Raw genomic sequence first — 19,045 nt, forward strand, 5'->3', positions numbered from 1 at the left:
TTTGTTTTATTTTGTTAATGAAAATATAGTGTAAAACTAATTATCCTTTGTTACTCATTGCAGAAAGCATTCCACCATAAACGTTGTTCAATGAAGCAATATTTGCTGTCATAGACTGCATTTGGTCTTTTAATTTAGATGCGTTATCAGCGATTTCTTTGTTAGCCTCAGCATTTCTAGAAGCACTTTCCAATTGTACTTTGTACAAACTGTTTAATGATTCCATTTGCGCAGCAGCCATAGACAATTCTTCACTGTATTTTTTAGTTGCAGCAATTCCGTCAGCAGCTGGAGAAATACCTTTAGCAGCAGATTCGAAATTCTTGATGCTGTTTCCTAAACTTGCCATCATTTGACCGTCAATTTTTGCTTCTTTTAATAAGTTATCCAATTTTTGAGATAATAAACCTTGTGCTTCAGTAGGATTTTCTTTTTTCAATTCTACTTTTTTAGCTTGACCACCTGCTAATTCTGGGTAAACCAATGTCCAATCCAGTTCGTTGTCTACTGGTTCAAAAGCCGAAAGTGCAAAAATCAATGCCTCCACGACAAGACCAATTGTAAGCATTAAATTACCTGTAAGAAATCCAAATTCGATGTGAGTAATTTTAAATAATGCTCCAAGGATAACAACCGCAGCTCCCATACCGTAAGCGAAATTCATTGTTTTTTTGCTTAATAATGCCATAATAATAATTTGTTTTAGTTAATTTAGTTAGTTATAAAGTTTGGTTAAATACAATTTGATTTGAGGGATTATTTATTCACCCCTGTGGTTTCAGTTCCCATATAATCTTGAACAGTACGGAATCCGATGTAACTTCTCGCTGTATCAGCATATTCGAAATCACGTGTGCTTACTTGTAACATATAAGCTACATCTTTCCAAGAACCACCACGTAATACTTTTCTGAAGTTTTTACTGTCTGGCACATTTGGATTCATTGTAGAAACAAATTCGTAAGCTCCTGCATCATAAGAAGAATCCGTCCATTCTGAAACGTTTCCTGCCATGTTATAAAGGTTATATCCATTTGGATCGTATGACTTGGCTTCAACAGTGTACAAAGCACCATCAGCAGCATAGTCACCACGATTTGGTTTAAAGTTAGCTAAGAAACATGCTCTATCGTTTTTAGTGTAAGGACCACCCCATGGGTAAGTACCTGATTGCAAACCACCTCTAGCAGCGTATTCCCATTCTGCTTCCATCGGCAAACGGAAAGAGTTAATTAAATTACGACCTTTCTTACCTTTAGATTTAATGTGTGAGTTTTTATACAAAGTTCTCCATGCACAGAACGCTTTTGCTTGCTTCCAGTTTACACCCACTACAGGATAATCGCTGTATGCTTGGTGCCAGAAATAATCATTGTGCATTGGCTCATTATAAGAGTAAGCAAAATCTTTAATCCAAGATGTAGTATCTGGATAAATTTCTACTGGTTCAGATTTTTTAATAAAACCTTTTCTTCCTTTTTTCTTAACGGCGTCATTTAAATTAACTTCCGTGTAACGAAATTGCAATTTACTAACGTCGATTGTGCGCAATCCATTGTAAGATTCCTCTAAAGGTAAGTACATCGAGTCCATTACTTCAGAATAATACTCATCTGGATACTTTGCCGTATCGGTAATCAACTTCACTTTCTTATTTACTTTACGTCCTGCATACATATCGTCTTCTGTACCGATACTGTAATAGTTTTCGTACATGTATTTATCATAAGGAGTCATGGTCTCTGGATTTGCATCAGCAAACGCAAAATCTCCAATGGAGGTACCTTTATTTCCACCAGTACTTGTCTGACCTTGATCTTCAGCCATAATAGCCAATCGAACACGGATTGTAGAATCTTTTACCCATTCTACAAACTGACGGTACTCACTGTTTGTGATTTCAGTTTCATCCATATAGAATGAACGAACTGTAACTGTTTTAGTTGGAGCATCACCAATATTAGCCAAATCATCATCTGATTTACCCATAATGTAGGAACCTCCAGGAACTAAAGACATTCCATAAGGTTTTTCAGGATGCCATTTTTTTCCTTGAACTCCGACTAACTCCCCTTTGTCTCCTGAACCACAGCTGAACAAAAATGAGGATAATGCTGCAAATGCAATGAACTTCTTCATATAAATTTGGGTTATAAAATATTCTTAATTTTAAGGTCGTAAACCTATTTATTTTTTTTTATATAAACAATTTTTTTTAAAACAATTACTTAAAATTATGTGAAATGTTTCTTGCAAAAAATTTATATCTACGTTAACTTGCTGTTAAATAATGCTTTTTCGTTGCGTCTTCCACCAGCGCTCAGGGATTTCCTGTTCAATTGCACCTAAATAATCTTCATACGAACACGGTAATAACGTTTTTTTCACTGTTTTAGTATGAGAATGAATCATTTGCGAGACTTCAATCCACCATCGGTCTGTGATATCACTCTTGTAAAACACCAATTCTTCTTGTTCGAGTGGCACAATATATTTAAAATAATTATCTTTTGCACTAAAAGGATACTCATTTGACCGATATTGATAGCCTTCCAAAAAGTACCAAATGATTTGTGCAATTAAAGCCGCTTCTGGTTTTGAATTATTATGATTAAATATCCCAAATAATGTGACTTTATCACTAATTCCCGCATATCGTGCTAAAGAACATATTTCTTTACCGTTAAAACCATTCGGGGTAAAAGTAACAAAATTACCTGAACTTGACGATTGGATTGATGTTAAATCTACACTTACTATATCAGCATCTCTAAATATGGGTTCAGAAACACTAATATTATTGCAGATCTCGCCCAAACGGTAGCTTTCAAAGAATAATTTGTCCATCAAATCAATTTCTTCTTGCGCATTTAAGTAGGTTTGATACCCCACAACACTATAATTAAACAGGTTATTGGGCTCTTCAATGATCATGCGTGTTAAGTATGACGAGGACATGTCTGCGGCGTTTTCCTTTCCTAAATCAAATTTACTATCAATAGAAACTAAATTTACCATTTGCTCCAATACATCATAAGCGCGGTACATGGCGTACGTTAGATCCTGACTACCGCCAATGATAATTGGAATAATATTTTTCTTAATAAGGGATGAAACCACGGATTTTACCGCAAAATAGGTATCGCTTAATTCCTCACCTGCACGAATATCGCCTAAATCTGCAAAACTTGTATGCCAATTTCCAGGATATAAGCCGTAAAATTCTTTGCGGATTTCTGTTAAATCAAGTTCACCCACTTGTATTGCTCCACCTCTATTTTCCAAAACGCCAATAATCGCAATTTGAACTTTATCTAAATCTGGAAAATCAGTTTCTGAATGCAGAACCACTTTGCTTCCCAGATTTTGAGAAGAAAGCGATTGAACATAGTGGATCATTTCTTTATTCAGTGGATGTAAAAAATCAAATTCCATTTATTATTTCTTTTTTACTGGTGCTTTTTTTGCTGTTGTTGTTGTTTTCTTTGTTGCAGTTGCTTTCTTCGCAGGTGCTTTTTTCGCAGCTGTTTTCTTAGCAGGCGTCTTTTTAGCAATCATCTCTGTTACTTCCGCAAATGTCAATGCAGCCGCGTCTACTTCTTTAGGCAACTCAATTTTAATTTTACCTTTTGTAATTACTGAGCGACCCCAACGCGCTTTTTCCACCTTAATTCCTTCGTCAGGCCAATGATGGAGTACTTTATCAATTTCCTTCTGAATTTTATCTTCAATCAACTCAACAATATCTGCTTGTGAAAGGTTATCAAAATTGTATTTCTTGTTCACATTGATGAACATACCGCTCCACTTCAAGAATGGACCAAAACGCCCCACTCCTTTTTGGACCGGTTCTTCTTTGTAAGTTGCAATGGGTGCGTCCGCTTTTTCCTTCTCATCAATCAGTTCTTCTGCACGAACTAAAGTCACATCCATTGGATCTTCTCCTTTAGGCAATGAAATAAACATCGTTCCGAAACGAACGTAAGGTCCAAAACGACCGTTATTTACTTCTACTTCTTCTCCTTTATATACGCCAAGATTTTTTGGCAATAAAAACAATTTTAACGCATCTTCTAAAGTGATTGTACCAATATTTTGCTCATTCAATAAACTTGCAAATATTTTTTCTTCATCTTCAGCATTACCTATTTGAGCCATCGGGCCAAATTTACCTAAACGAACACTCACCGGCTTCCCTGATTTTGGGTCGGTTCCTAAAATACGTTCTCCTGATTCCCGTTCAGCGTTTGCTTCAACATCTTTTACATTAGGATGAAACTGGTCGTAAAACTCTTGCATCATTTTATGCCAATCGACGTTTCCTTCTGCAATTTCATCAAAATCTTGCTCTACTTTCGCTGTAAAATTGTAATCTAAAATGCGTTCAAAGTTTTTAACTAAGAAATCAGTCACGATTGTACCAATATCCGTAGGTACTAATTTCCCTTTATCAGAACCTGTATTTTCTGTTAACAACTTCTCTCCTACTTTTCCAGCAGCCAAAGTAAGTTGTGTGTAATTTCGTTCTTGACCTTCTAATGTTCCTTTTTCAACATAATTTCTGTTGATGATAGTTGAAATAGTTGGGGCATAAGTAGAAGGACGACCAATACCTAATTCTTCCAATTTCTTCACTAGAGAAGCTTCCGTATATCGAGCAGGAGCTCTTGTATAACGTTCGGTTGCTGTAATATAATTATTTTGTAGTTTTTCACTTACTTTTAAAGCAGGCAATAACCCTTCTTGTTCTTCATCATCCTCGTCATTTCCTTCCAAATATACTTTTAAGAATCCTTCAAAAAGCAATACTTCTCCAGTTGCCGCGAAAATTTCGTCGTGATTATTGGCTTGAATTTTTACGTTTGTACGTTCCAATTTAGCATCACTCATTTGCGAAGCCAATGTTCTTTTCCAAATCAAATCGTACAGTCTTGCTTGATCACGGTCAATATTTACCGTATGTTGCGACATATCGGTTGGACGAATCGCTTCGTGGGCTTCTTGAGCTCCTTTACTTTTATTGGTAAATGTTCTCGGATGAGAAAATTCCTTTCCATAAGAACGAATAATCTCCGCTTCAGCCGCATTCATTGCATCTTTTGAAAGATTCACACTGTCCGTTCTCATATAGGTAATAAGTCCCGCTTCGTATAATCTTTGTGCCAATTGCATCGTGATTCCAACAGGCAAATACAATTTACGAGCTGCTTCTTGTTGCAAAGTCGAAGTCGTAAAAGGTGCTGTTGGCGATTTTTTGGTAGGTTTTGTTTCTAAATCCGCTACCTTATATATAGAGCTACTATTTTTATTTAAAAAGTCTTCTGCTTCTTTTTTCGTGGAAAAATTCTTAGGTAATTTTGCTTTGAATGTTTTTCCAGACTCGTTTGCAAATTCAGCTACAATTGAATACGATGCTATTGCATTAAAGTTTTGAATTTCTCGTTCACGTTCTACAATCAAACGCACTGAAACCGACTGAACACGTCCGGCAGATAATCCGCCTTTAATTTTTCGCCATAAAACAGGCGACAATTCATAACCCACTAAACGGTCTAAAACGCGTCGCGCTTGTTGCGCATTTACCAAATTATAATCAATCTCTCTTGGATTATCAATTGCTTTTAAAATTGCTGTCTTTGTAATTTCGTGAAAAACAATTCGCTTGGTTTTACTTTTATCCAATTTCAATTCTTCGGCTAAATGCCAAGAAATCGCTTCACCCTCGCGATCCTCATCGGAAGCCAACCAAACCATATCGGCTTTCTTGGCAAGTCCTTTAAGTTTGGTCACCAAGGCTTTTTTATCAGGAGAAACTTCGTATTTTGGTTTAAATTTATTTTCAACATCAACCCCAATTTCTTTGGAAGGTAAATCTGCAATATGTCCATAACTGGACTCTACTTGATAATCACTTCCTAAAAATTTCTCTATCGTTTTTGCTTTCGCAGGTGACTCCACTATCACTAAATTCTTTGCCATATCGCTTTTATATCTGAGGCAAAAGTAATTGTTTTTTTTAAAAATTCGATTTATTGTGTGTTTTTGTGGTCAAATGGCTGATATTGATTACCAATTAATAACCATTATTTTGTTAAACTCAATCTGCCAAGTTGTCACAACCTATTAAAAAAAGCTATATTTGCAAACGGAAAAATTCCTACTTTATACGACCATGGAAAAGACTATTGAAGAAAGCAAACAAGGCGAAAGCTTGGTTTTAGAAAATAAAGCACAAAATTCAAAGAAATTATTTATTGAAAGTTATGGTTGCGCCATGAATTTCTCAGATAGCGAAGTCGTGGCTTCCATTTTATCTGATAATAATTACAACACCACTACTATACTAGAAGAAGCGGATTTAGTGCTAATAAATACGTGTTCCATCCGTGACAAGGCGGAACAAACCATTCGAAAACGTTTAGAAAAATACAATGCGGTTAAGCGTGATTTGAATCCAAAGATGAAAGTCGGCGTTTTAGGTTGCATGGCAGAACGTTTGAAAACACAATTTTTAGAAGAAGAAAAAATCGTAGATCTTGTTGTAGGTCCCGATGCTTATAAAGATTTACCTAATTTACTTGCAGAAGTAGAATCCGGTCATGATGCAATCAACGTAATTTTATCGAAAGACGAAACTTATGGCGATATTTCTCCTGTCCGTTTGAACTCAAATGGAATTTCGGCTTTTGTTTCCATTACTCGTGGATGTGATAATATGTGTACATTTTGCGTAGTTCCGTTCACACGTGGCCGTGAAAGAAGTCGCGAACCGGAAAGTATTATTACTGAAATTCAAAAACTTTGGGACACAGGTTATAAAGAAATTACACTTTTAGGTCAAAATGTAGACAGCTATTTATGGTATGGTGGCGGATTGAAAAAAGACTTTGACAATGCTTCTGATTTTGCGAAAGCGACTTCCGTAGATTTTGCCCAGCTTTTAGAAACAGTTGCCGTAACATTTCCTAAAATGCGTATTCGATTTTCAACGTCGAATCCGCAAGATATGCACGAACCGGTTTTGCACATTATTGCAAAATATGATAATATTTGTAAACACATTCATTTGCCTGTTCAATCGGGAAGCGATAGAATTCTGAAAGCAATGAATCGCTTGCACACCAGAGAAGAGTATTTTACCTTAATTGATAAAATCCGTTCTATTATTCCAAATTGTGCCGTAACGCAAGATATGATTGCTGGATTTCCAACAGAAACGGAACAAGACCACAAAGATACGATGAGTTTGATGTCTCACGTAAAATATAGTTTTGGTTACATGTATGCTTATTCTGAACGACCAGGAACAATGGCGGGAAGAAAAATGGAAGACGATGTTCCAGAACTGACAAAATCACGTCGTTTGCAAGAAATTGTAGATTTGCAACGCGAACACAGTGCTTTTAGAACACAAGAATTTCTAAACCAAACGGTAGAAGTTTTAATTGAAAAAGAATCCAAACGTTCTACGAATGAATGGGCTGGTAGAACTTCACAAAGTATTATGGTTGTTTTTCCAAAGGAACATTACAAAGTAGGAGAATTTGTAAATATTAAAATCACTGATTGCACCAGCGGAACTTTAAAAGGAATTGCACAAGGCTACTCGGAAATGAATTAAAAAGATATGCCACAGATTTAAAAGATTTAAAAGATTTTTATGAAATTAAAACTAGTGAAAGTTATTTAAAAAGAAAATAATTTATGGAGAATCACTACAAAGAAGAAGAGACTTATAAGATTATAGGACTTTGTATGGAAGTGCATAGAAATTTAGGCCCTGGACTATTAGAAATAATTTATAAGGATGCTTTAGAAATAGAATTCAAAGAAAATAATATCCCTTTTGTAAGAGAGAAAGAATTCATTGTAGAATATAAAGGAATAATTTTACCCCATAGATTTAATGCAGATTTTGTAGTAAATGAAGATATAATATTAGAAGTTAAAGCCATAAAAGAATTTTCAAATGAACATGTTGCTCAAATTTTAAATTATATAAAATTATCTAATTCAGGAATTGGCTTGTTAGTAAATTTCCAAACCAAATCTTTACAATATAAAAGATATGTGATTTAGCTACCAGGATTTAAAAATAAATCTGTGCTTATCATTTTAATCTGTGGCAAAACAAAAAAACATGGAATCAGTTCAAGCTATAAAACAACGATTTGAAATTATTGGAAATAATCCAAAGCTCAATCGTGCCATTGAAAAAGCAATTCAGGTTGCACCAACGGATATTTCAGTATTAGTTGTAGGAGAAAGTGGTGTCGGAAAAGAAAGTATTCCAAAAATCATCCATTCGCTTTCACATAGAAAACATGGGAAATACATCGCGGTAAACTGTGGTGCAATTCCTGAAGGAACCATCGACAGTGAATTATTCGGACACGAAAAAGGTGCTTTTACAGGAGCAACTTCCACTCGTGAAGGCTATTTTGAAGTGGCAAGTGGCGGAACTATTTTCTTAGACGAAGTAGGCGAATTACCTTTAACAACGCAAGTTCGATTGTTACGTGTTTTGGAAAACGGAGAATTCATCAAAGTAGGTTCTTCTCAAGTTCAAAAAACAGACGTTAGAATCGTTGCAGCAACAAATGTAAATATGTTTGAAGCAATTGAAAAAGGAAAGTTTAGAGAAGACTTGTATTACAGACTAAGCACTGTAGACATTGCCCTTCCGCCACTTCGGGAACGAAAAGAAGACATTCATTTGTTGTTCAGGAAATTTTCATCTGATTTCGCTCATAAATATAAAATGCCGTCGATAAAACTGGACGACCAAGCAGTTCAACTATTGTTGCAATTTCGCTGGAGCGGAAACATTCGACAACTTCGAAATGTAGCCGAACAAATATCCGTTTTAGAAACGACAAGAGACATTTCAATTGCAACATTAAAATCGTATCTACCATCGGAAGGCAGTAATTTACCTTCGGTTATTAAAGATAAAAAAAGCGATTCTGATTTTGGCACAGAAAGAGAAATTCTGTACAAAGTTTTGTTTGACATGAAAAGTGACTTAAATGATTTGAAGAAATTGACCATGGAATTAATGGAAAATGGCGCAAGTCAAGTGCAAGAAAAGAACAAAAATCTCATTCAGAAAATTTACGGATCTGGCCAGGAAGACAATGAAATTGAATTTGAAGACGAAAATGATTTGTCTGTAATTCCAATGGCATCTAAAACGCAAACTTCGAGCACCAATTATGATGAAAACGAGGACAATTATCTTTTTGCGGAAACCGTTGAAGAAGAAGAGGTCTTGAAATTGGAACAAAAGGAGATCGAAATGATTAAAAAATCATTAGAAAAAAACAAAGGAAAACGGAAAGCTGCAGCGGACGAGTTGGGGATTTCTGAAAGAACTTTGTACAGAAAAATAAAACAATTTGATTTATAGTATCTTTGAATTTTAAATGACAATGAATAAATTAAAACACATCGCATTCCTTTCATTGATTGTATTTGTATGCAACAGTTGTTCTGTTTACAACTTTACAGGAACGGGAAAAATAGATGCCAAAACCTTTCAAGTAAATTATTTTCAAAACACGGCCGACTTGATTGAGCCGGGAATTGAGCGTACATTTACGTTGCGTTTGCAAGATTTAATTCAGAATCAAACCAATCTAAGTTTGACCAACTCCGGAGGTGATTTGGTTTATGAAGGCGAAATAACGGATTACCGAATTTCACCGATGACGGCAACTGCAGATCAACGCGCAGCCCAAAACCGATTGACCATTCGAATTAACGTGCGTTTTACCAATAGAAAAAAAGAAGCAGATGATTTTGAAAAAAGTTTTTCATTTTTCTATGACTTCCCTGGCACAAATTTACCAGCTGGAGCACAGTTGACTACTGCTTTAGATGAGATTTTTGAACGCATTACACAGGACATTTTCAACGAGTCATTAGCCAAATGGTAAATATAACGCTATAACACATTTATTTTGAACACTTTTGAATTCACTTACCTGCTCAACAAACCCAATGCTATTAAAGACAAGCACACCGCTGGTTTGGAGAAAATCGTGAACGAATTTCCCTTTTTTCAAAGTGCACGAGCATTACTTTTAAAAGGTTTACACAATCAAGAAAGTTTTCAGTATAATCCTGCTTTACGAAAAACGGCAGCGTACACGACCGATCGGAGTGTCCTATTTGACTTCATTACAAGCGGAGACTTTTTACCCGTGCAAAAATTATTTATTGACGAGAAAGAAGCGTTTATCAATGATATCATGGTTCATGATCTTCAAATTGTAACTGTAGCACCAACAGTTGCTAAAGATTTAGTAGCACCTTCCACATTAGAGCAATCCATTGTGAGTTCGATTAATGCTGTTCAAGAAGAAGAAGAAATCGCATCGACTTCCGAGGAAAAAGCAGCACAAGTTTCAGAAAAACTGGAGATTGGAAAGCCACTTGATTTTTCAAAAGAAGAAAAGCATTCCTTTCAAGAATGGCTTCAACTGGCCAATTTCAATCCTATTGAACGCGAAAAGACTCCAGACAAAGCAGAGACTAAGCTTCCAGATCCAATAATTGACCCCGAAAAGAAGAAAAAAATAGCATTAATTGACCGATTTATTGAAACCAATCCAAAGATTTCTCCTGTGCGAGAAATGTCCAAAATAGCCCATATACCTGAGCAAAACCAAGACCAATCCTATCTAATGACTGAAACTTTAGCCAAAGTATACTTAGAACAAAGGAAGTTTCAAAAAGCAATTCAAGCATATGAGATATTAATTTTGAAATATCCAGAAAAAAGTACTTTCTTTGCAAACCGTATTTCGGATATTAGAGTTTTACAACAAAATAACAATTAATTTAAGATAATCATGTTTTCAATTTTTTTAGTACTAATCGTAATCGTTTGCTTTTTATTAATCGTGGTAGTCATGGTTCAAAATCCTAAAGGTGGTGGATTATCTTCTACATTGGGAGGTTCACAACAAATGGGTGGTGTACAAAAAACAACCGACTTTTTAGATAAAAGTACATGGACACTTGGCGTATTGCTAATTGTATTGATTATGTTTTCTAGTTTAAGTTTCAATTCAGGAAGTACAGACGTTAAAATTCTTAACGACACTACACCAGCTCCTGCTAAAATGGAAACTCCAGCTCCTGCAGCACCAGTAACTCCTGCAGCTGAATTGCCTGCAAAGTAATCCACATCAAAATATAATAGAGATGCCAGCTTGTCAAAGCTGGCATTTTTTTTAGGTAAAAATGACAGTTTTTCCGCCTTGGCATCATTTCTGAAATAGACAAAGAAAATCTAATAATTTACATTAAACATAGTATTATGGCATTAAGTATTAAACCTCTTGCGGATCGCGTTTTAATTGAACCCGTAGCTGCTGAAACCAAAACGGCTTCAGGAATTTTTATTCCAGATACAGCAAAAGAAAAACCACAAAAAGGTACAGTTGTAGCAGTTGGAAATGGAACAAAAGACCACCTGATGACGGTAAAAATTGGAGATACAGTTTTATACGGAAAATACGCAGGAACAGAATTAAAATTAGAAGGAATTGATTATTTGATTATGCGTGAGGATGACATTCTTGCAATAATTTAAAAGTATTAAGTAGAGAGAATTAAGTATTAAGATTCTCGCAACTTTAAACAAATAAAATTTTAAACAAAAAATTAAGATGGCAAAAGATATAAAATTTGATATTGAAGCACGTGACGGATTGAAACGTGGTGTTGACGCATTGGCAAATGCAGTAAAAGTAACTTTAGGACCAAAAGGTCGTAATGTTATTATTGGAAAATCATTTGGTGGACCGACAATTACTAAAGATGGTGTTACCGTTGCAAAAGAAATCGAATTAAAAGACCCGTTAGAAAATATGGGTGCTCAAATGGTTAAAGAAGTGGCTTCAAAAACCAATGATTTAGCTGGAGACGGAACAACAACTGCTACAGTTTTAGCGCAAGCTATTGTAAAAGAAGGCTTGAAAAACGTTGCTGCTGGAGCAAACCCAATGGATCTTAAAAGAGGAATTGACAAAGCAGTTGAAGCTATAGTAGCTGATTTAGCGAAACAAGCACAAGTCGTAGGTAGTGATTCTGATAAGATCAAACAAATTGCTTCTATTTCTGCTAATAATGATGACATCGTTGGAGAATTAATTGCAAGTGCTTTTGCAAAAGTAGGACGCGAAGGTGTAATTACTGTAGAAGAAGCAAAAGGAACAGATACGTATGTAGATGTTGTAGAAGGAATGCAGTTTGACCGTGGATATCTTTCTCCTTATTTTGTTACCAATCCTGAAAAAATGGAAACAGAATTAGAAAGTCCTTACATCTTATTGTACGACAAAAAAGTATCTTCATTAAAGGAATTGCTTCCAGTTTTAGAGCCAGTGGCACAATCAGGAAAACCATTATTGATCATTGCTGAAGATGTAGATGGTGAAGCATTATCTACTTTGGTGGTAAATAAATTACGTGGCGCTTTAAAAATTGCTGCAGTAAAAGCACCTGGTTTTGGAGACAGAAGAAAAGCTATGTTGGAAGATATTGCAATCTTAACTGGCGGAACTGTAATTTCTGAAGAAAGAGGTTATACTTTAGAAAACACAACAATTGAAATGTTAGGTACTGCTAAAAAAGTAACTATTGATAAAGACAATACTACAATTGTAAGCGGTGCTGGTGAAGCGGACATGATTAAAAATCGTGTGAATCAAATCAAAGGTCAGATGGAAACTACCACTTCTGATTACGATAAAGAAAAATTGCAAGAACGTTTGGCTAAATTAGCTGGTGGTGTTGCTGTTCTTTATGTTGGAGCTGCTTCTGAAGTGGAAATGAAAGAGAAAAAAGACAGAGTTGACGACGCATTGCATGCCACTCGTGCAGCTGTTGAAGAAGGAATTGTAGCTGGTGGAGGTGTGGCTTTATTAAGAGCAAAATCGGCATTGAAAGACATTCAAACTGAAAACGCTGACGAAATTACAGGAGTTCAGATTGTAGCGCGTGCTATTGAATCGCCATTAAGAACTATTGTTGAAAACGCAGGACTTGAAGGTTCAGTTGTAGTAGCAAAAGTAATGGAAGGCGAAGGAAACTACGGATACAATGCTAAAACAGATGAGTATGTAGACATGCTATTGGCAGGAATTATCGATCCTAAAAAAGTAACGCGTGTAGCTTTAGAAAATGCTGCATCCGTTTCAGGAATGATTTTAACTACAGAATGTGCATTGATTGACATTAAAGAAGAAATGGGTGCTGGAAGCCCAATGGGTGGCGGTATGCCGGGAATGATGTAATTCTCAATCTCAATGAAATAAAAAGATCCGAAGTTTAAAAGCTTCGGATTTTTTTATACATTTACTTTTCAATTTTAACGCTAAACGCCTTACACTTATTCTATGCGATCAAAATTCAAATTGTTATTCGTACTGGCACTTTCGTTGAGTGTCAAAACTTTCAGCCAAGCTCCCGACACCAAGCAAATCATTGCTGAAAAATTAAACTCTTACTTTGCACTAGAACGTGAAAACATTCACCTTCACCTCAACAAAGACACATTCTCAACCGAGGAATCCATCTGGTTCAAAGGCTATGCATACAATAGAAAAGAACTAGTACCTTTTTTTAGCACGATGAATGTATTTGTAGCATTGTACGATCAGACGGGTACAAAAATAACGCAGCAACTTGCTTATTCCAATACAGGAACTTTTGACGGTGCATTTAAAAATTTAGAAAATTTGTCTTCTGGAAATTATTACATTCAAGTGTTTACCAATTGGATGAATAATTTTCAAGAAAATGAATCCGGAATATATCCTATAAAAATCATCAATGCGGAAACACCTAACTTTTTCGACACAAAAAAAACTAATTTTGCTTCTGCTAAAATAATGATTCAACCTGAAGGCGGCACGCTTGTAAACGGAATTCCAAACACAGTTGGCGTGAAAATAGTGGATCAATTCAATAATCCAATCGGAAATGTGACCGCAGAATTGAAAAACAGTGCCAATAAAGTAGTTACTGAAATTCCAATCAACAAAGACGGATTGGGTAAATTTTTGATCACACCTATTAATGAAAATTACTCAGTCTCTGTAAAAATGAATGAGCGAGTGCTTGAACAAGCACTTCCACCCGCATCCATTATAGGAATGGCACTTGAGGTAAACAGTTATGCCCTTCCGAACAAAGCGTCTGTTAAGATCAAAACCAACGCTGCTACACTTAGCGCTTTAAATTCTAAAAAAATATTTCTAGTTGTGCATCAAGACCAGCGTGCACTAATTTTTGACGTTGAAATAGATGCCAAAACGTTAGAAAAAACCGTACTGTTTTCTACTGAAAACATGCCAATTGGCGTAAACACTATACGAATTGTTGATGAAGACATGAACCAGATAGCCGAACGAGCACTGATCAAATTTGGTAATTCAGCTCAGACATTCAATCTATCGAGAAATATGAATACCAATGGGCAATTGCAATTGGATGGATTATCTAATAAAGGTAATGTCAATATAAGTGTTTCCATCTTACCTGTAAATACAAAAGCTACGGCAAAAAGCACTTCCATTACCGCAGATTTATTGTATAATTCTTATTTGACAGAACCAATACGTGATTTGAACTCTTACAATCCAACACTTGCACAAAAATATGAATTGGATTTAGCCGTTTTAAATCAGTCGACTTCAAAATACAAATGGATCGACATTACAACAAATCCGCCTGTTGCCACTTTTGAATTTGATATGGGTCTTACCATAAAAGGACAACTACTAAGTCCTGTTTTAAAAAACACCGATGCATACAACATACGTCTTCGATCCTACTTTCATCAGATTTTGGTACAATCGCCCATTAATTCTTTGAAAGAATTTGAATTCAAGCATTTACTAATGAATGATTCTACTACAGTAGATTTTGGTTTATATAAAAACACTGAAGCAACTCCTTTAAAGTTGACACACAACGGCAGAATTACTAATGGAAACAGAATCTTTAAATATGCTTTTAAAGGATACAATGCTACAGAATTAAATCAACCGTCCAATACAACTTTTGAAGATTTACCAGATTTTTATGACGGCTCCATTCGTCTGAAAGCCGTTGAAGTGGAAGTTAAAAAATTCGAGTTAAAAAGGGCTTCTAACATTGAAAATCGAAATTTGAGAGGTTTTAAAGTACCGGAAAGCATGACGATTGGCGTTATTACGTATATTGAAACCAACGGCTTCAAAGTTTCCACAAATGGTATTGATGTGGATATAACCACTCGTGCTGTAACCTCCATAAATGGTCGACTTCAACGTCCAATTATATTTTTAGATAATGTTCAGATCAGAGACAATTCCTTTTTGCAAGATCTTCGGATGGATGACTTAGACGAAATTTACACAAGTACTACGGCAATTGTTCCTTCCATGCAAAACTATTCTGGAATCATTCGCATGTATCGAAAAACGCCCACTTTCAGCGTACAAAAAACTAATTTGAAAAATTCAGTATTGACAAATGCTTTCGCTCGTGCACCAAAATTTGAGAACTACAATTACAACTCTACTTCAAGTCAAGGATTTCTGCAGTACGGCGTTATTAACTGGATTCCATTTATTTTAACAGACGAAAATAATCAGTTTGAAATTCCAGTACCCAATTACAATCAAAAGAAGGTAAAAGTACTCATCGAAGGATTTACTTTTGATGGAGCGATTATCTCTGAAACACAAATAATTGATTTATAAAAAAAGGGCTGAAAATTAAATTTCAGCCCTTTCTTTTAATCTAAATTTTCGCCTTTGGATTTTTTACTAAATTTCAAAATCACAGGAATTATCGTTACCACTACTAAGAAGAGCACAATTAATTCTATATGTTCTTTTAAATTTATTTGATAATTTGCCAATAGAAAACCATATAAATAATGACCTGCAAATATCAAACTGAACGACCATACCACCGAACTTATAATATTATAAATCATAAACTTCTTTTTCTCCATCATCACAATTCCAGCTACAATAGGTGCAAACGTTCTGAAAATTGGTAAAAAACGAGCTAAGATTATAGCACGACCTCCGTGTTTTTCAAAAAAATCTTTTGATTGAACCAAGTACTTTTTCTTAAACCAAAATGTATCCTGCTTGTTGTATAAATAATAACCACTTTTTGAGCCAAACCAGTACCCTACTGTATTACCAATTATTCCCGCAAAGGCAACAAGTGCAGCCAATATAGTAACATTTAGAAAGTCGCTCTCCACTACCATAAAATTTTCAATCAATTCTCGACTGAAAATTCCTGCTAAAAAAAGCAAACTATCGCCCGGCAGGAAAAAACCAGCGAATAAACCTGTTTCAGCAAAAACAATAAAAAGCACGAGCCAAAGCCCTACTTTGATTCCATTGATATCAAAATTTATATAAAACAGAGGATCAATGAGATTTTTCCAATCAAATTCGTTCATTGTTTTTGTGTTAATTTTACGCCGTGAAAGTAACAATTTTTTAATTCAACGCCAATCTTATTCTGATACATTTATATATTTATTTACCAAATACGCTGTCACTTTAATAAATGCTAGAGCCAAAAAAACCGAGAATCATCTCGGTTTTTTATTTTAATTTCTTTCGTAAGCACAACATTCGTGCAAATTGGCGTAATCTTCACTGGCGGCCTTTTCATTTTTAGTGTCGTGACCCGCTTTAGCTACAGCTTTCTCAATTTGATCCGTCGCTGACTTTTGCTCATTTAAAATCACACTGAGTTGTTGATTCTCGGAACTCCAAATGGCTGACTTTACCCCAGAAACCGAATAAGCCGCTTTCTCGATCCGTTTTTTGCACATGTCGCAATTACCTTTTACAGTAATTTCGCGTTTTGCATTCTTATCCTTCTTCTCTTGCGCTTGTGTAGAAAATCCCATGATGGAAATCAAAAGCACTAACAGTATATTTTTCATAATTAATTATTTTAAAATTGATGTTGAATCTATTTTATTTTGAAACGCAATCCCGCATAAAACATTTGCCCAAAAACAGGTGCATATACGATTGAGGTATCAAAATTTGTTCCGAAAGGATTTTCGTTTCCAAGAATCGCTTTATCTTGCTTATAATTCCCTAAATTTTCTGCACCCGCATACATTTCAAAACTAGAAGAAAAAGTACGTGTCACTTGCGCATTCATCAAAGAAAATGATGGAGAATATTCTGGTAATCTGTCGGCAACTGGATTAGAAGCTGTGTTGGGTAATTGCTGTTTTCCCAACCAATTGTATGTGAAATCAAATTTCCATTGACGTCCTTTTTCACCAATGTGCGTTGCGTAACCTAAATTTGCAAAATATCGGTGCTTGGCTTGCAAAGGTCTTTGGGCTTCACCGCTGATGTATTCTGTTTGAACATCATAATACTTGTATGCCGTTCTAAAATTAAGATGCGTCATTAAGTCAATGTTGAACTCCAATTGAAAACTATTAGCAAACGATTTACCATTATAAAACAAGGCTTGTTGCGGACTTGCATATAAATCTACTATGGCCTGATTTTGGAAATCCGTACGATAAAAATCAAGTGTTACATCAGCACTTTTGGTAAATAAAGTAAATCCTTGCAGGAAGCTCACCCCGTAATTCCAAGCGATTTCAGGATTTAACCCATAAATTTTTCCAGAACTATTTAAGATGTCAAATGCACGTGAACTGGCAAAAAGTTGCTGATTTTCTGCAAAAATATTAGCCGATCGTTTTCCCCTTCCAACGGATGCTCTCAAAACCCCTTTTTCCCACGGATTGTAACGCACATGAATTCTTGGCGTAGCAAAAACGCCCAATCGATTGTGGTTGTCCACTCGTGCTCCCGCTACTAAACTAAAATTATCTAAATTGTCATACGTATATTCAAAAAATGCACCGAACGAAGTATCTATTCGATCATAAACGCCCGAAATTGATGGAACAGCCAAGAACTCGTTGTAGTCATCATAGGTGAAATTAAGTCCCGTAGCAAAACGGTGTTTGGTATTTTGAATAATTGAATTTAAAATCAAGTTGGAATAAAAACTTTTCTGAGTGATCTGATAATCGTTCAATCCAAAGTAAGAATCTTGTTTGTGACTGGTAAAGGCATTTTGAAATCCTATGCTTTGGTACGGCATATTTGGAAATACATACCCCAACTTTGTTGAAACATCAAAACGTTCTGTGTTGATCTCTGAACCCCAAAAATTGGTAGTTCCCTTGTCGCGATTTGGATCAAAATCAAGCTCTCCAGTTTGTTTTTCATCATTCATGTACCTAAAATTAATGAAACTCACCCAACCCTTTTCGGCATCGGCAAATTGCCAACGGTTCAATATATTAATTTGTTTTCCCAACGGATTATCCATGAAACCATCATCATTATTATCCATTTTTTGCACACGCGTATTTCCATGAACAAAAAGGCTGCTGCTCCATTTTTCTGTAATTTTTTTATTGAAATGGGTATTGACTTCAAAACGCGAATCGCTTGAACCATACACATTCAGGAAAAATGGAATATCGCTAATCGGTTTAATCAATTCGGTATTAATTTGCCCCGAAATACTTTCATAACCGTTGACCACAGAACCTGCTCCTTTGGTAATTTGAATACTTTCAATCCACGTTCCGGGTGTAAAAGTCAGTCCATACGCTTGGGAAGCACCACGTACTGAAGGAATATTTTCTTCTGTGATCATTAAGTAAGGACTCGTCAATCCCAACATCTTGATTTGTTTGGTTCCCGTTAATGCATCTGAAAAATTAACGTCTATGGAAGGATTGGTTTCAAAACTCTCGGCAAGATTACAGCAGGCAGCTTTCAGCAATTCCTTGCTTGTCATGGTTGCCGTATTGGTTACTTTTCTATAGGATTTTTTTGTGGAGCTGGCATCAGTTTTAATTTCTACTGATCTTAAGGTATCTTGCGCTTTTGCCTGCAAAGCAATAAAGAGCACTAAAACTAGCGCATAAAATTTATTCATCGTAATGTATTTTAAAGTTGTA

General features: G+C 35.5%; 16 protein-coding genes. 9 read left to right on the forward strand and 7 right to left on the reverse strand.

Going from position 1 to position 19,045, the window contains the following annotated elements; genetic code table 11:
* Nucleotides 1–40 precede the first annotated feature (40 nt).
* From porL to topA, 4 genes are all read right to left on the reverse strand, one after another.
* Nucleotides 41–688: a type IX secretion system motor protein PorL/GldL gene (porL, locus tag H602_RS0102245; protein WP_026976554.1), complete on the reverse strand. Its 648-nt coding sequence runs from the start codon at nt 686–688 to the stop codon at nt 41–43.
* A gap of 68 nt (nt 689–756) precedes the next feature.
* Nucleotides 757–2,139: a T9SS ring complex lipoprotein PorK/GldK gene (porK, locus tag H602_RS0102250; protein ID WP_026976555.1), complete on the reverse strand. Its 1,383-nt coding sequence runs from the start codon at nt 2,137–2,139 to the stop codon at nt 757–759.
* A gap of 144 nt (nt 2,140–2,283) precedes the next feature.
* A complete protein-coding gene (locus H602_RS0102255) occupies nt 2,284–3,435 on the reverse strand; it encodes a formimidoylglutamase (protein ID WP_026976556.1) in 1,152 nt (383 codons plus the stop codon).
* A 3-nt stretch (nt 3,436–3,438) separates the two neighbouring features.
* On the reverse strand, nt 3,439–5,979 hold the full coding sequence (gene topA, locus H602_RS0102260; protein WP_026976557.1) for a type I DNA topoisomerase: 2,541 nt from the start codon (nt 5,977–5,979) through the stop codon (nt 3,439–3,441).
* 193 nt (nt 5,980–6,172) lie between these two features.
* On the opposite strand from topA, the gene miaB reads away from it, so the two are divergent.
* From miaB to H602_RS0102305, 9 genes are all read left to right on the forward strand, one after another.
* Nucleotides 6,173–7,621, forward strand: coding sequence for a tRNA (N6-isopentenyl adenosine(37)-C2)-methylthiotransferase MiaB (gene miaB / locus H602_RS0102265; RefSeq protein WP_026976558.1), 1,449 nt, complete (start codon nt 6,173–6,175; stop codon nt 7,619–7,621).
* Nucleotides 7,622–7,704: 83 nt separating this feature from the next.
* Entirely contained in the window at nt 7,705–8,079 is a 375-nt protein-coding gene (locus H602_RS0102270) for a GxxExxY protein (protein ID WP_026976559.1), read from the forward strand.
* A gap of 61 nt (nt 8,080–8,140) precedes the next feature.
* Nucleotides 8,141–9,409, forward strand: a complete 1,269-nt coding sequence (locus tag H602_RS0102275) for a sigma-54 interaction domain-containing protein (protein WP_026976560.1) — start codon at nt 8,141–8,143, stop codon at nt 9,407–9,409.
* Nucleotides 9,410–9,431: 22 nt separating this feature from the next.
* Complete coding sequence (locus H602_RS0102280; RefSeq protein WP_026976561.1) at nt 9,432–9,938, forward strand: LptE family protein; 507 nt, start codon at nt 9,432–9,434, stop codon at nt 9,936–9,938.
* Nucleotides 9,939–9,962: 24 nt separating this feature from the next.
* The gene (locus H602_RS0102285; RefSeq protein WP_026976562.1) at nt 9,963–10,844 is read left to right on the forward strand and encodes a tetratricopeptide repeat protein; all 882 of its coding nucleotides are present in this window, start codon (nt 9,963–9,965) and stop codon (nt 10,842–10,844) included.
* Between the two features lie 12 nt (nt 10,845–10,856).
* Nucleotides 10,857–11,189 carry a preprotein translocase subunit SecG gene (gene secG, locus H602_RS0102290; protein WP_035758738.1) on the forward strand — a complete coding sequence of 111 codons (333 nt, stop codon included), beginning with the start codon at nt 10,857–10,859 and terminating at the stop codon, nt 11,187–11,189.
* A gap of 137 nt (nt 11,190–11,326) precedes the next feature.
* On the forward strand, nt 11,327–11,602 hold the full coding sequence (locus H602_RS0102295) for a co-chaperone GroES (protein WP_026976564.1): 276 nt from the start codon (nt 11,327–11,329) through the stop codon (nt 11,600–11,602).
* A 76-nt stretch (nt 11,603–11,678) separates the two neighbouring features.
* Entirely contained in the window at nt 11,679–13,307 is a 1,629-nt protein-coding gene (gene groL / locus H602_RS0102300) for a chaperonin GroEL (protein ID WP_026976565.1), read from the forward strand.
* Nucleotides 13,308–13,409: 102 nt separating this feature from the next.
* On the forward strand, nt 13,410–15,761 hold the full coding sequence (locus tag H602_RS0102305) for a hypothetical protein (protein ID WP_026976566.1): 2,352 nt from the start codon (nt 13,410–13,412) through the stop codon (nt 15,759–15,761).
* 35 nt (nt 15,762–15,796) lie between these two features.
* Here the strand turns inward: H602_RS0102305 and H602_RS0102310 are convergent, their stop codons facing one another.
* The 3 genes from H602_RS0102310 to H602_RS0102325 form a co-directional block, all read right to left on the reverse strand.
* A complete protein-coding gene (locus tag H602_RS0102310; protein WP_026976567.1) occupies nt 15,797–16,483 on the reverse strand; it encodes a DedA family protein in 687 nt (228 codons plus the stop codon).
* Nucleotides 16,484–16,636: 153 nt separating this feature from the next.
* Entirely contained in the window at nt 16,637–16,978 is a 342-nt protein-coding gene (locus H602_RS0102320) for a heavy-metal-associated domain-containing protein (RefSeq protein WP_026976569.1), read from the reverse strand.
* A gap of 29 nt (nt 16,979–17,007) precedes the next feature.
* A complete protein-coding gene (locus H602_RS0102325) occupies nt 17,008–19,023 on the reverse strand; it encodes a TonB-dependent receptor plug domain-containing protein (protein ID WP_026976570.1) in 2,016 nt (671 codons plus the stop codon).
* Nucleotides 19,024–19,045: the final 22 nt, after the last annotated feature.

Origin of the sequence: Flavobacterium tegetincola DSM 22377 (assembly GCF_000425485.1) — a bacterium.
GTDB lineage: Bacteria > Bacteroidota > Bacteroidia > Flavobacteriales > Flavobacteriaceae > Flavobacterium > Flavobacterium tegetincola.

Bases quoted from the DNA above. Each gene is read 5' to 3' on its own strand.
- groL (WP_026976565.1), top strand. From the start codon at position 11,679: ATGGCAAAAGATATAAAATTTGATATTGAAGCACGTGACGGATTGAAA.
- H602_RS0102320 (WP_026976569.1), bottom strand. From the start codon at position 16,978: ATGAAAAATATACTGTTAGTGCTTTTGATTTCCATCATGGGATTTTCT.
- topA (WP_026976557.1), bottom strand. From the start codon at position 5,979: ATGGCAAAGAATTTAGTGATAGTGGAGTCACCTGCGAAAGCAAAAACG.
- secG (WP_035758738.1), top strand. From the start codon at position 10,857: ATGTTTTCAATTTTTTTAGTACTAATCGTAATCGTTTGCTTTTTATTA.
- H602_RS0102310 (WP_026976567.1), bottom strand. From the start codon at position 16,483: ATGAACGAATTTGATTGGAAAAATCTCATTGATCCTCTGTTTTATATA.
- H602_RS0102305 (WP_026976566.1), top strand. From the start codon at position 13,410: ATGCGATCAAAATTCAAATTGTTATTCGTACTGGCACTTTCGTTGAGT.
- H602_RS0102270 (WP_026976559.1), top strand. From the start codon at position 7,705: ATGGAGAATCACTACAAAGAAGAAGAGACTTATAAGATTATAGGACTT.
- porK (WP_026976555.1), bottom strand. From the start codon at position 2,139: ATGAAGAAGTTCATTGCATTTGCAGCATTATCCTCATTTTTGTTCAGC.
- H602_RS0102325 (WP_026976570.1), bottom strand. From the start codon at position 19,023: ATGAATAAATTTTATGCGCTAGTTTTAGTGCTCTTTATTGCTTTGCAG.
- H602_RS0102280 (WP_026976561.1), top strand. From the start codon at position 9,432: ATGAATAAATTAAAACACATCGCATTCCTTTCATTGATTGTATTTGTA.
- H602_RS0102275 (WP_026976560.1), top strand. From the start codon at position 8,141: ATGGAATCAGTTCAAGCTATAAAACAACGATTTGAAATTATTGGAAAT.
- H602_RS0102255 (WP_026976556.1), bottom strand. From the start codon at position 3,435: ATGGAATTTGATTTTTTACATCCACTGAATAAAGAAATGATCCACTAT.
- miaB (WP_026976558.1), top strand. From the start codon at position 6,173: ATGGAAAAGACTATTGAAGAAAGCAAACAAGGCGAAAGCTTGGTTTTA.
- H602_RS0102295 (WP_026976564.1), top strand. From the start codon at position 11,327: ATGGCATTAAGTATTAAACCTCTTGCGGATCGCGTTTTAATTGAACCC.
- porL (WP_026976554.1), bottom strand. From the start codon at position 688: ATGGCATTATTAAGCAAAAAAACAATGAATTTCGCTTACGGTATGGGA.